At 38.0% G+C, this 13,252-nt stretch carries 8 protein-coding genes; 5 read left to right on the top strand and 3 right to left on the bottom strand.

Translation table 11 applies throughout. The features are described 5' to 3' along the window. Nucleotides 1–40: 40 nt before the first annotated feature. The 3 genes from ACTJKC_RS22865 to ACTJKC_RS22855 form a co-directional block, all read right to left on the bottom strand. A complete protein-coding gene (locus tag ACTJKC_RS22865) occupies nucleotides 41–1,396 on the bottom strand; it encodes a sensor histidine kinase (RefSeq protein WP_440795637.1) in 1,356 nt (451 codons plus the stop codon). A 67-nt stretch (nucleotides 1,397–1,463) separates the two neighbouring features. After that, a complete protein-coding gene (locus ACTJKC_RS22860) occupies nucleotides 1,464–2,834 on the bottom strand; it encodes a sigma-54-dependent transcriptional regulator (RefSeq protein ID WP_440795635.1) in 1,371 nt (456 codons plus the stop codon). Nucleotides 2,835–2,960: 126 nt separating this feature from the next. Next, entirely contained in the window at nucleotides 2,961–3,338 is a 378-nt protein-coding gene (locus tag ACTJKC_RS22855; RefSeq protein ID WP_440795633.1) for an endonuclease domain-containing protein, read from the bottom strand. A gap of 303 nt (nucleotides 3,339–3,641) precedes the next feature. Here ACTJKC_RS22855 and ACTJKC_RS22850 point away from each other — a divergent pair, with 303 nt between their 5' ends. The 5 genes from ACTJKC_RS22850 (at nucleotide 3,642) to ACTJKC_RS22830 (ending at nucleotide 13,183) form a co-directional block, all read left to right on the top strand. Further along, on the top strand, nucleotides 3,642–4,886 hold the full coding sequence (locus ACTJKC_RS22850; protein ID WP_440795631.1) for an efflux RND transporter periplasmic adaptor subunit: 1,245 nt from the start codon (nucleotides 3,642–3,644) through the stop codon (nucleotides 4,884–4,886). A gap of 121 nt (nucleotides 4,887–5,007) precedes the next feature. Then, complete coding sequence (locus ACTJKC_RS22845; protein ID WP_025142969.1) at nucleotides 5,008–5,706, top strand: ABC transporter ATP-binding protein; 699 nt, start codon at nucleotides 5,008–5,010, stop codon at nucleotides 5,704–5,706. Between the two features lie 233 nt (nucleotides 5,707–5,939). Further along, on the top strand, nucleotides 5,940–8,309 hold the full coding sequence (locus tag ACTJKC_RS22840) for an ABC transporter permease (RefSeq protein WP_440795629.1): 2,370 nt from the start codon (nucleotides 5,940–5,942) through the stop codon (nucleotides 8,307–8,309). A 56-nt stretch (nucleotides 8,310–8,365) separates the two neighbouring features. Then, nucleotides 8,366–10,726 (top strand): ABC transporter permease, encoded by a 2,361-nt coding sequence (locus tag ACTJKC_RS22835; RefSeq protein ID WP_440795627.1) that lies wholly within the window; start codon nucleotides 8,366–8,368, stop codon nucleotides 10,724–10,726. A gap of 69 nt (nucleotides 10,727–10,795) precedes the next feature. Further along, entirely contained in the window at nucleotides 10,796–13,183 is a 2,388-nt protein-coding gene (locus ACTJKC_RS22830) for an ABC transporter permease (RefSeq protein ID WP_440795625.1), read from the top strand. Nucleotides 13,184–13,252 lie beyond the last annotated feature (69 nt).

The raw sequence follows: 13,252 nt of genomic DNA, 5'->3' as shown, positions 1-13,252 counted from the left end.
GTTTTGTTTGGATTTTTAGCCCAAAAAAACATTCAAATGATTAAACGTAATTAAATAAAAGCGAAAAAGTAGTACCACTATCCGGAGTGGAAATTACTTCAATGCTTCCCTTATGCATCTTCATAATATTGCGGCTAATGGTTAACCCAATGCCCGATCCGTTTTTCCTTGTGGTATAAAACGGAACGAAAATCTTTTCCAAATCTCCCGCATCAATTCCTTTTCCGTTATCGGTAACATCGATATAAAGTTTCGTGTTTTCAAGGCGGTAATTTACATTGATATAGGGCATTTCTTTATTTTCGACGGCATAAATGCTGTTGGTAATCAGGTTGATCAACACCTGTTCTATCAGTTTCAGATCAAGCTGTACCGTAATTTTTGAAGAAGTCTGTTCCACATCAAGCACTACATTTTTAACCTTGGCGAATGGCTGCATCAAAACCTTAATGTGTTTCAATATTTCGCCGATGGTATGCGATTCGAGGTTTGGTGTTGGCAGTTCGGCAATTAAGCGGTAATCTTTTACAAAATCCAGTAAGCCCGATGAACGCCTCTGTATAGTCTGTAAAGCCGTTTTCAGGTCGTCCATTTCATCTTCTGTGAGATTCTTTTTATCGGTTACCATTTTATTAATCGTATCCGATAATGAGCTGATAGGAGTAATGGAATTTAAAATTTCGTGCGAAATCACGCCTATTAATCTGTTCCAGGCCTCAGTTTCTTTTTGCTCAATTTCGTCCTTAATATTCTGAAAACTGATGATCGTATAATTTTTCCCGTAAAGATTTAAGGGGATGACCTCTGTTGATAACTGAATCAGTTTATCCTGGATTTTTAGTTCCAGAAACCGCTTTCCGCCTGTTAAAATATGCTCTATTTCCATTGCAAATGCCGGAAGATGCTGTTTTAACCGATGCCAGTATTTGTAAGCCGGCACAGCCAGAAGATTTGAAGCTGCCTGGTTAAAGAAGGCGATTTCCTCATCCTTTTCTCCTGTTGTATTGTTTACTACGATTACGCCAACAGGAACCTGCTCCAGAATGGTTTTGATGAGCTGAAACATGGCTTCCTGCTCCAGCCTGATCTGTTTATGTACCATTAAAATATCACTAAATGATTCATAAAGCTCTGGAAAACTGCCTTTAGTTACTTTATTTTTGAAATTTAGGGTATGATCCCGTGTTTTAACCGCCAATATGAAACGGTTAATATCCGACCGGATCTGGTTAATGTAATAATAAAGTGAAATAATGGTCCCTAATAATATCAATGAAACACCAATAATGGTAAACCAGAGTTGCGTGTTTTTAATCAGGTAAAATAAGAGATAACCCAGCAGATTGATAATCACCAGGCGGAATATTAAACGAAAGGTAAAGCGTTGGTAAAACATGTTTTTTAAGCTGAAAGCTAAAAGCTGAAAGACTAAAGCTTTAACCTTTGGTCTTTAGACTTTAAGCTTATATTCCAAATTTCTCGATTCTTCTATACAGTGCAGCCCGGGTTAAACCAAGTTCGGCAGCAGCTTTTGATATATTGCCTTTGTGCTTGTCGATGGCTTTTTGCACCATCATTTTCTCCATGTCTTCGAGTGCCATCTCATCAGGCATTGCGTTGCTCTGAGCAAAGCGCTGGTGACTTAATTGTAAATCTTCTTCCGAAATCTCGTTTCCGTCACTCATAATTACAGCCCGCTCCAGCACATGCTGCAATTCGCGCACGTTGCCTGGCCATTTATAATTTAACAGCACTTCTTCTGCCTTGTTGCTTAATTTACGGATTTCTTTGTGATATTTAGAACTGAAACTCTGCATAAAATGATTGGCCAGCAGTAAAATATCCCTTCCGCGTTTGCGTAAAGGTGGCAATAACAGTTCAACCGTGTTAATACGGAAAAGTAAATCCTGCCGGAAGGTATTTTTAGCCACCATTTCATTCAAAGGCATATTAGTTGCGGTAATCAGGCGCACATTCACTTTCCGTTCTTTACTTTCGCCTAAACGGGTTACGGTACGGTTTTGTAATACGCTCAGCAATTTTGACTGTAGGGGCAAAGTTAAATTGCCAATCTCATCTAAAAAGATTGTTCCCCCATCTGCCAGCTCGAAACGACCGGGTTTATCTTCTTTGGCGTCGGTAAAAGCACCTTTGGCATAACCAAATAGTTCACTTTCGAATAAATTTTCGTTTAAAGAGCCTAAATCAACGTGCATAAAAACCTGGTTTTTGCGTTGCGAATTTCCATGGATTTCATAGGCAAAAACCTGTTTACCCGTTCCGTTTTCGCCTAAAATCAGCACATTGGCATCAGTTGGTGCCACTTTGAGCAGAGTAGCCTGCAGCTGTTTTATACCGTCAGCCTGACCAACAATATTTTCAAAACCCCTCGTGAGGTCTTTTTGTAAGGAAGAATGTATTTTTTCGAGTTTTTTAACTTTTCTGGTCGATTCGCGGAGTTTGGATGCTGCAGAAATGGTGGCGAAAAGTTTTTCGTTTTCCCAGGGTTTCAAAATAAAATCCGTAGCTCCTTTTTTTATTGCTTTAACAGCCAGTTCTACGTTTCCAAAGGCGGTCATTAAAATAACCACATAATCTTTATCGATAGATAAAATATGTTCTAGCCAGTACAAACCCTCGCGACCATCACTTGCACCTTTTTGGTAATTCATATCAAGCAGAATGATATCTACTTCATTTTTACTCAATAAAACATTGATTTCTTTTGGCGATTTACAGGTAATTACCTGCTTTACCTGTTGTTTTAGAAACAAACGGGCACTCAGCAGGATATCGTCGTCGTCATCAATAATTAAAACTGTAGCGTCTAGCATAACCTCTCCCTGTTAAAGTTAGTATTATTTATTCTTTTTTGCTCTCCCTCTCCTGTAGGAGAGGGAATTGTTTTTTGTGGTTTGAACCCAAAGTTCTTGTTGGGTTTATTATTTTTTTCTCCATTTTTAAAGAGAAAGGTAACTTTTGATAATATTTACAACCTCGTCCAGGTTATTGCTTACATCCTCATTTGTAAAGCGAATTACTTTAATGCCAATCTTTTTAAGTTCATCAGTACGGTTTTGATCATATTCTTGATTTTCGGGATTGTTGTGTATTCTTCCGTCAATTTCAATGATTAGTTTAGCCTCATGGCAGTAAAAATCTGCAATATATTGATGTACTGGATGCTGCCTTCGGAATTTAAAATTCAGGATTTTTCTGTTCCTCAAACATTGCCACATCATTTCTTCAGCGTCTGTTTGTTTTCTCCGTAATGCCTTCGAAAATTCAAAAAGCTTCGAATTGGCACCATGAAATAGGTTGTTCTTATAATCCTCCATATCTAGTAGACTTAATTTAGCCTATTAAATATAATGGTTTTAAGCTATTTATCTCTCCGAAAGAAAGCGACAACCAAAAATCTGCATCCTGTAATCACCTCCCTGCCCCCTCTCCTCAAGGGGAGGGGATGAAGGGGTGGGGCAAAAATACTAAAACTGTCCGCTCCCGCACATTAACTGTCCGATAATGAACAGGTGAAAATGATTAAAAATTTTAATTTATTGATTTTCAGTATTTTAAATGTGTTTCTGGCTTTTGGCACAAGCTTGGCATAAAGCAAACCGAACAGTACAACCGAACACATGGATAAGAAAATAGAGAAAAAAAGATTTAGCACTAAAACCTTATTAATTATTGGTGGCGCAATTGCTTTTGTAGCCGTTGTAATTTATGGTTACACTTTATCACTTAAAAAAGTTTACAGCGCCGATGCTGATAAATTAACCATCAGTAAGGTAGCATATGGCGATTTTGAAGATGTAGTTTTGCTTAATGCCAGTGTTGTTCCATTAACTTCGGTAATTGTAAGTTCATCAGAGGGTGGTACCGTTGCCGAAATTTTTACCGAAAACGGTGCTTCGGTTGTAAAAGGTACACCTTTGTTAAGAATCTCCAATTCAAATGCGATGTTGAGTTATACCTCTAGTCAAACTGCTGCTACCGAACAGATTAACCAGTTACGTAAATCGAGACTTGATTTAGAGCAAAATCAAAGGGTACTTAATCAGGATGTGCTGGATGTAGAAAACAGTTTAAGAACAGCCACCCGCCAATACAGGTTAGATAGTTCTTTATTTGCAAAAAAAGTAATTACGCTACAGGAATTTAACAAATCGAGTCAGGATTTTGAATATTACCAGGGCAAACTGAAAATTGTGCGTCAGGCGGTTAAACAGGAAAACCAGAGCAGAAAAATGCAGTTGGCACAAATCGATCAGTCGATGGGCCAGATGAATGAAAGTTTGGAAATGATCCGCAAAAACATTGAAAACATGACCATCAAGGCACCTGTTTCAGGTAAATTATCATCTTACGATCCGGTAATCGGTAAATCGTACAATTCAAATGAGATGATCGGTAAAATTGATGTACTACAGGGCTATAAACTTCAGGCAGGTGTGGATGAATATTATATCAACAGGGTAAAAGAAGGGCAGACTGCTAACTGCGAATTTAATGGCAAAACCTATAACTTAACGGTGAGTAAAGTGATTCCAGAGGTTACTGCAGGTCAGTTTCAGGTAGAAATGGTTTTTAAAGGCCCTGCACCTGAAGGTTTACGCCGTGGTTTATCTTTACAAACCAAATTGACGTTATCTGATAACAGCAAATCGTTGCTTTTGGCACAGGGACAATTTTTTCAAAGCACAGGCGGCTCATGGGTATTCGTGGTAAACAATGGCAAAGCAACCAAGAAAAACGTAAAAATCGGCAGAAAAAATTACCTGTACTACGAAATACTAGATGGTTTACAAAAAAGCGACGAAGTAATCACATCTTCATACGACCAGTTTAACCAATATGATCAGGTGGTGATTAATAAATAAGTTTGGAGTTTGGAGTTTGTTAAAAATGGGAAGTAAAGTTAATCAATAATATAATCAGGTCTTAATACTTGATACTAAATGCCTGATACTAAACACTTGATACTAAAAAACACTTGATACAATGATTAAAATAGAAAATCTGGAAAAAGTTTACAAAACTGAAGAGGTAGAAACTACTGCGCTTAACGGCATTAACCTTCATGTGGCTGCAGGCGAATTTGTTTCCATTATGGGACCATCGGGCTGCGGAAAATCTACCCTGTTAAATGTGATGGGTTTATTAGATAAGCCTGAAAGCGGAAGTTATAAATTTATCGATACAGAACTTTTAACGCTGAACGATAGGGAACGCTCTAATTTCCGTAAGCGGAATATGGGTTTTGTTTTCCAGAATTTTAACCTGATTGATGAGTTAACCGTTTTTGAAAACATCGAACTGCCGTTAATCTATAATAAAGTTGCCGCTGGCGAACGCAAAAAACTGGTAAACGAAATTATTGAGAGGATGAACATCGTAAACCGTAGCGGACACTTCCCTCAGCAGTTATCAGGTGGACAGCAGCAGCGTGTGGCCGTGGCTAGGGCCCTGGTAACCAAACCCAAACTCGTTTTGGCCGATGAGCCTACCGGAAACCTCGATAGCTCGCACGGTAACGAAGTAATGGAATTGCTCTGCGAACTGAATGAAACCGGAACCACCATTGTAATGGTTACCCACTCCAGCCACGATGCGAGTTTCTCCAACCGGATCATTAACCTGAAAGATGGTCATGTGATTTCGGAGAAGATCAACAAAAGCCGGAACGAGGAGCTGATTTAAGGGTAAAAGGCTGAAGGTTTTAAGGTAAAAGGTCGGGATATATCAGCCTTTAAGCTTCCACCTTCCAACCTTCAACCTCAAAAAAGATTTTAGTTTAGTTAATAATAGCCGCCAACAATCTTCCCCGGATGGGGGGATTTTGGATCGGCATTGGCGAGGTAAGATTTTAAACTTTAGGGCTAACGCACTAAAGTCTTCAACCTTTTAACCTTCCAACCCTTAACCTTAAAAATATGTTCAAATTAAACCTTAAAATAGCCTTACGTAACCTTTGGAAAAACAAGGGCTTCTCCTTAATTAATATTGGAGGACTGGCCATTGGTTTAGCCAGTTGTATGGTTTTATTGCTCTATGTTGCTTACGAGTGGAGCTACGATAAACAGTTCTCCAATCACGATAAAACTTACGTAGTTTATCAGAATATGGAGGCAAGCGGCAAAACTTTTAGCTGGGCGTGGACACCAAATGTAATGGCTAAAGAAGTGCAGGAAAAAATTCCTGGCGTTAAATATGCTTCTCATACTACTTATCCAAGAAAACAACTCATTACTGTTGGCGATAATAAGATCAATAGCAACGCCATATTTGCCGATCAGAATTTGATTAAAATATTGGATTATAAATTTCTTGAAGGTAATGTAGCCACGGTTTTAAAAGATGTAAATACCATTATTCTGACCCGATCTTTCGCAACAAAATTATTTGGAAATGAAGATCCCATTAATAAAACAGTAAAGCTCGAAAACGAGGTAGTATTAAAAGTAGAAGCGGTAATAGAAGATGCTCCTGCAAATAGCAGCTTAATTTTTGAATGTATTATGCCCTGGGCATTATTCGAAAAACGAGAAACCTGGGTAAAGGAAGGCAACTGGGGCAATAACATGTGTTTAACACTTGTTCAGTTAAAGGATAATAACTTTTTCACTACTGCAAATAATTTGATGCACGGCATTTACAAACGCAATCAAAAAGATAACACATCAGTAGCTTTATTACATCCTTTAACCAAATGGCATTTATACGATGATTTTCAAAACGGTAAATCGGTAGGTGGAAAAATAGATCAGCTTAAAATATTTTTATTGCTGGCCTTTTGCATCCTGCTGATCGCCTGTGTAAATTTTATGAATTTATCTACGGCACGCTCAGAACGCAGGGCAAAAGAAGTTGGCGTTCGTAAAGCAATCGGATCAACACGTAAATCGTTAATTAATCAGTTTTTTTTAGAATCCCTGCTCATCACATTTATCGCCACCGTTTTCGCTTTTATCTTAATTGAGGTGAGTTTGCCATATTTTAACAGTTTGTTAGATATTAAATTAACAATAGATTATCATAACAGCCTGTTTTGGTTAACACTTATTGGGCTAATGATTTTAACCGGATTAATTGCCGGAAGTTATCCGGCACTTTATCTATCGTCTTTCGAACCGATTAAGGTGCTAAAAGGTTTCACACTTAAAGCAGATTCATCCACGTCGGTAAGGAAAGTATTGGTAGTTGGCCAGTTCGTTTTTGCTGCATGTTTAATTATTTGTACAGCAGTAATTTACCAGCAACTTAACTACATTAAAAACAAGCCTGTTGGTTATGATCAATCCAATTTAATTCAAATTGCAGTAGTTGGCACAATGAACGATGCTGCTAAGCTGGAATTGCTTAAAACACAACTCATAGCAGCTGGTGCAACAACTCAGGTTACTTCTTTTAGTACCGATTTTACTGAAGGTGGAGATAATACAACGGGCATAGATTGGGAAGGTAAAAATCCGAACGAGAAAATTTCTTTTAACCATAGAACAATAGGGTATGATTTTGTTGAAACAATTGGTACTAAAATGATTAGTGGTAGGGAGTTTTCTGCGAAATTTCCTAATGATACAGCCAGCGTATTGTTAAATGAAGCGGCTGTAAGAATGATGCAGTTAAAAAATCCAATTGGCAAAGTAATTACTTTCTGGGGTAATAAACTAACTGTAGTTGGTATAGTAAAAGATTTTGTGGTAGAAAGTGTTTACCAGAGAGTATCTCCGATGATTTTCAGGTCAAATGGAAAGTACGATGCAAGGGTTATCATTGCGCGTTTAAATCCAAATCAAAACATCAGCACATCGCTGGCCAAAATTGACGAGCTGGTAAAACAAATGGAACCTAATTATCCTGTTAACCGCAAATTTGTAAACGAATCTTTTGAAGTGAAATTTAAAAATGAAAAACTTTTAGGCTCACTTTCAAACTGGTTTGGTGGGTTCGCCATTTTTATTTCTTGTTTAGGATTATTAGGTCTGGCGCTTTTTATGGCAGAGCAACGCAAAAAAGAAATCAGCATCCGTAAGGTTTTAGGCGCCAGCACCGGCAATATCCTCATGTTATTAAATAAAGATTTTATAAAACTGGTGGCCATTGCCAATCTCATCGCGTTCCCATTGGCTTATATTATAGTAAACAAATGGCTCTCATCTTTCGAATACCGCATCTCTATATCTGCATTGCCGTTTATTGTAGCTATTGCCTTGTCGGTACTTATTGCCATACTTACCGTTAGTGTCCAGTCTGTTAAAGTGGCAAAAGCAAACCCTGTTGATGCACTAAAATACGAGTAATCCAGTTGGCAATTTAACAATTAACCAGTTTAACAATTTATACAGTTAACCCTACAATGTTTAAACTCAACCTTAAAATAGCATTACGCAACCTGTGGCGCAACAAAGGCTTTACGCTGATTAATCTGGGTGGATTGGCCATCGGTTTGGCCAGCTGCATGATTTTATTATTATATGTGGCTTACGAATATGGCTACGATAAGCAGTTTACGGATTATGATAAAACCTATGTGCTTTACAATAACCAGAAAACCGCTACAGAAACTTTTAGCTTTATGGCCTTTCCTGGTCAGTTGAGAGATGAAATAAAAGATAAAGTACCAGGCATTGCCAAAGTGAGCCGTTTATCGTATGCAGAGCAGATGCTCGTTTCTTATAACCATAACAATTTTAAAAAGAACGCCGTTTTCAGTGATCCTGATTTTATGAAAATGTTCGATTATAAAGTTTTAAAAGGCGATAAAAATACCATGCTGAATAGTGTTGATGGAGTAGTTCTGACAGAAACACTGGCGAAAAGCCTGTTCGGAAATGAAGATCCGATTAACAAGACCGTAAAACTCGATGAAAAAGAAAATTTGCGGGTAGAAGGTGTAATCGAAGATTCGCCTAAAAATTCGACCATTCAGCTGGACTATGTCATGTCGTGGAAATTGTATGAAAAATTAAATCCATGGACTAAAGAAAGTGGCTGGGGCAACAATTATTGCATGTTGTTTGCGCAGCTTCAGGATAATTCCTTTTTCGACCGTGCCAATAACCAGCTGAAAGGCATGATTAAGGCGCATGATAAAGAAGCCAATGGCGAACCTTTTATGCATCCTTTATCCAAATGGCATTTATACGATAAATTTGAAAATGGCAAAAATGTAGGCGGAAAGATTGATCAGCTGAGGATTTTTTTCCTTTTGGCTTTTTGTATCCTGTTAATTGCCTGCGTTAATTTTATGAACCTTTCTACCGCTAAATCAGAAAAGAGGTCGCGGGAGGTGGGTGTGCGTAAAGCCATTGGTTCTTCAAGGAAAAATTTAGTCGGTCAGTTTATGTTCGAATCAGTATTACTTACCAGTTTAAGTATGCTGCTGGCTTTTGTACTGATTGAAATAAGTTTGCCGTACTTTAATAACCTGTTGGGAATTACCCTCGATATTAATTACAGCGATTATAAATTCTGGGCGGTATTTTTAGGTTTAACCCTGTTAACTGCCTTTATTGCCGGAAGTTACCCCGCATTTTACCTGTCTTCTTTTGATCCGGTTAAGGTTTTAAAAGGTTTTAAAATCTCAGGAGGTTCTACCTTATCTATCCGTAAATTTCTGGTGATTTTTCAGTTTGTTTTTGCCGCCTGTTTAATTGTTTGTACGGCTGTAATTTATCAGCAGTTAAATTATATTAAAAATAAACCCATTGGTTACAACCGGGCAAACCTGGTGCAGATTTCTACCGAGGGTGAATTTTCTAAAAAAGAAAAACGCGAAATCTTAAAGGATGAACTGCTAAAGGCTGGCGCAATAACTGCCTCTACAGAATATAGCATGTCATTAACTTCCGGAGGGAACAACACTTACGGTGTGAGCTGGCCCGGCAAAAATGAAAAAGATAAAATCCTGGTCAATTTCAGGTTTACCAACCTCGACCTGACCAAAACTACCGGCATGGAAATTTTACAGGGCAGGGATTTCTCCAAAGATTTTGCCGATACCGCCAATGTGATCGTTAACGAGGCACTGGTTAAGGTAATGGGCATGAAAGATCCTGTGGGTAAAATGGTCACCTGGGACCGGCCATTGAGAATTATCGGCGTACTGAAAGATTATGTAATGGAATCGCCTTATCAAAAAGCTGCTCCATTGCTTATTGCTCAAAACACAAGTCGCGCCACAACCATTATTATGCGGTTAAATGATAAAAACAATATTACAACATCCATTAACCAGATTAATGAAGCGGTAAAAAGATTAAATCCATCATACCCTACCGAAATAAAATTTGTTGATGATAATTTCGAACGGAAATTCAGGGATGAAAAATTGTTAGGAACACTTTCGAACTGGTTTGGTGGTTTTGCCATCTTCATTTCCTGCTTAGGTTTGTTAGGATTAGCCTTATTTATGGCCGAGCAGCGTAAAAAAGAAATCAGCATCCGTAAAGTTTTAGGGGCAAGTACAGCCAACATCCTTACTTTATTGAACAAAGATTTTATAAAACTGGTTGCCATTGCCAACCTGATTGCATTTCCCCTGGCTTATATTATTATCAGTAAATGGCTTTCGGGTTACGAATATCGCATTTCGGTTTCAGCATTGCCATTTATTGCCGCCATAAGCCTTTCTGTTATTATAGCAATACTTACGGTAAGCGTACAATCAGTTAAAGTTGCAAAGGCAAACCCTGTAGACGCGCTTAAATACGAGTAAACCAGTTGGCAGTTTTCAGTTATTTATTTAACAATAAACCTATTTAACAATTTATACAGTTAACCTATCATGTTCAGATTAAACTTAAAAATAGCACTACGTAACCTTTGGAAAAATAAAAGTTATGCTTTGATCAGCATATTTGGTTTGGCCGTGGCCTTAACCATTTTTATTTTAACCATGTTATATGCGAATTATGAAAAAGGATTTGATTCATGGAATTCGGGTTATGAGCACATTTATCGCGTAAATTATAAGTCATCAACTGAAAATGTTGCTTTAAGCCCAGGCAATATGGCAACGGTGAGTAAAGAGAAAATTCCTGCGGTTGAAGCCGCAACGCGGATACAGGATTACTGGTTTGGAGATCTGCTGCTTAAAACAAAAACAAAAAGTTTATATGTAAACGATGTTTTGCTTGCCGACAGCAATTTTTTAAAGGTATTTAATTACCCATTGGTTTATGGCAACGCCGAAACGGCTTTTAGTAAACCACAAACGCTGATTTTAAGCAAAACAATGAGCGAAACGCTTTTTGGAAGCGGGGTAAATCCGGTTGGTGAAACCATTATACTCGATCAAACATTGCCCTGCACGGTAACAGCCGTGGTAGATGAAGCCCGATTTCCTTCACACTTTCATTTTAAACTCATCCGCAGATTTAAAAAAAGTGCCAGCGATGAGTATTACAGCAATAACTTTTATACCTATGTTAAATTAAATGAAAACAGTGATGTAGCACAAACAGAAGGTTTATTAAATAAGAACCGCACAGAAATATTAAACGCCGAACTGGCCAAATTACCAAACGAAGAAAAAAGTGGCTTTTCTGAATTCATTAGCCAAAATAAACTTTATCTGCAACCTGTAAAAACCATACACCTAACTAAAGCCAGTGTTGAGTACGAATTTGCAGGTAACGGAATAGGGCGTTACATGTATCTGATGTTTATTGTGGCTACACTGGTATTGATTATCGCAGCTGTCAACTTTACCAATTTATCTATCACCATTGCTACAAGAAGGGCTAAAGAAACCGGGGTACGAAAAGTTTTGGGTGCCCATAAAATGCAGATTGGTGTGCAGTTTATCTTAGAAACAGCCTTTCAGTGCTTATTAAGCCTGGTTATAGCCATTATTATGGTAGAGCTCTTCTTGCCTGCTTTCAATAATACGATTGGCTCGGCTATCCAGCTCAGTAACTTTTCTGATTATAGCCAGATAGCCAGTCAGATTTTATTGTTGCTCTTAACCATAACCTTAATCGTAGGGCTTTATCCGGCATTGCTCATCAGTAATATTATCCCTGCAAGGGTGCTAAAAGGAAATTTTGCGAACAGCAATAATGGTTATTGGATTAGAAACGGGTTAATTGTTCTTCAGTTTGCTATTGCGGTTTTATTTATTTCCGGCATTTGGATCATCAATAATCAGTTGAACTACATGCAACAGCGGGACTTGGGCTATAAGCCACAGCAGGTAATGGCCATTAATTTACAAAACGATAGTGAGGCGCATTACCAGAAAGTAAAAAATACACTGAAAAATATCAGTGGTATAAACAGCATAAGCAGGGCCGACCATATTCCCGGTGAAGACATGGGTGGAAATAGCTACGTGAACCAGGGAAAAACCTATAGTGCCAATTTCATTTCTATTGATGTAGATTATTTTAATACGATGGGGATGAAGATTGTAGAAGGAAGACCATTTAGTGCTGCAACAGCAACCGATACTTTAAATTCACTGATACTGACCGAAACTGCAGCGAAAACTTTTAACCTTCAAAATCCGGTTGGGAAAATGATTAAATTCCATACCAGGGATGTCAAAGTGATCGGTCTGGTAAAGGATTTTAATCATTACAGTCCTGAAAAAGCATATCAACCTATTGTTTTTCAGTTTATTAAAGGAAATCCGCTGCGGTATGTTCTGGTTAATATCTCTGCGCAAAAATCGGCTGAGGTTATCGCACAGATTGAAAAAGAATGGACAAAACTCGAGCCCGATTTTCCGATTAAATATACTTTGTTGGATAGATCATTCGAAAAGCTGCTGCAAAAACAGATGCAACTCCGAAGTGTTGTTGCATTTTTATCCATCATTACGGTTGCTCTTGCTTTAATGGGGATTTTTGCCATAGCTACATTTACCACGCAGCGCAGAAGTAAAGAAATTAATATCAGAAAAGTTCTCGGTGCCTCAATTTTTGATATTCTGGGGCTTTTAAATAAAGGATTTGCCAAACTTGTTGTTCTGGCGAATTTAATTGCCTGGCCGGTTGCCTATTTTATATTGAGAGAATGGCTTAACGGTTTCGCCTTTAGAATAGCCATGCCTGTTTTGCCATTTATTTTATCAGGATTGATTACGCTTTTTCTTACGGTTGTTATTGTGAGTTTACAATCGTTTAGGGTTGCAAATGCGAATCCTGTTGATGCACTTAAATACGAGTAAAACAGTTGGCAGCTTTCAGTTATCAATTTAACAATTAACCAATTTAACAATTTAAACAGTTAGCCTATC

Source organism: Pedobacter sp. 22226 (assembly GCF_052045455.1).
Lineage (GTDB): Bacteria > Bacteroidota > Bacteroidia > Sphingobacteriales > Sphingobacteriaceae > Pedobacter > Pedobacter jeongneungensis.
This window is presented reverse-complemented; position numbering and strand designations above follow the sequence as displayed.

Bases quoted from the DNA above. Each gene is read 5' to 3' on its own strand.
- ACTJKC_RS22830 (WP_440795625.1), top strand. From the start codon at position 10,796: ATGTTCAGATTAAACTTAAAAATAGCACTACGTAACCTTTGGAAAAAT.
- ACTJKC_RS22840 (WP_440795629.1), top strand. From the start codon at position 5,940: ATGTTCAAATTAAACCTTAAAATAGCCTTACGTAACCTTTGGAAAAAC.
- ACTJKC_RS22865 (WP_440795637.1), bottom strand. From the start codon at position 1,396: ATGTTTTACCAACGCTTTACCTTTCGTTTAATATTCCGCCTGGTGATT.
- ACTJKC_RS22860 (WP_440795635.1), bottom strand. From the start codon at position 2,834: ATGCTAGACGCTACAGTTTTAATTATTGATGACGACGACGATATCCTG.
- ACTJKC_RS22845 (WP_025142969.1), top strand. From the start codon at position 5,008: ATGATTAAAATAGAAAATCTGGAAAAAGTTTACAAAACTGAAGAGGTA.
- ACTJKC_RS22835 (WP_440795627.1), top strand. From the start codon at position 8,366: ATGTTTAAACTCAACCTTAAAATAGCATTACGCAACCTGTGGCGCAAC.
- ACTJKC_RS22855 (WP_440795633.1), bottom strand. From the start codon at position 3,338: ATGGAGGATTATAAGAACAACCTATTTCATGGTGCCAATTCGAAGCTT.
- ACTJKC_RS22850 (WP_440795631.1), top strand. From the start codon at position 3,642: ATGGATAAGAAAATAGAGAAAAAAAGATTTAGCACTAAAACCTTATTA.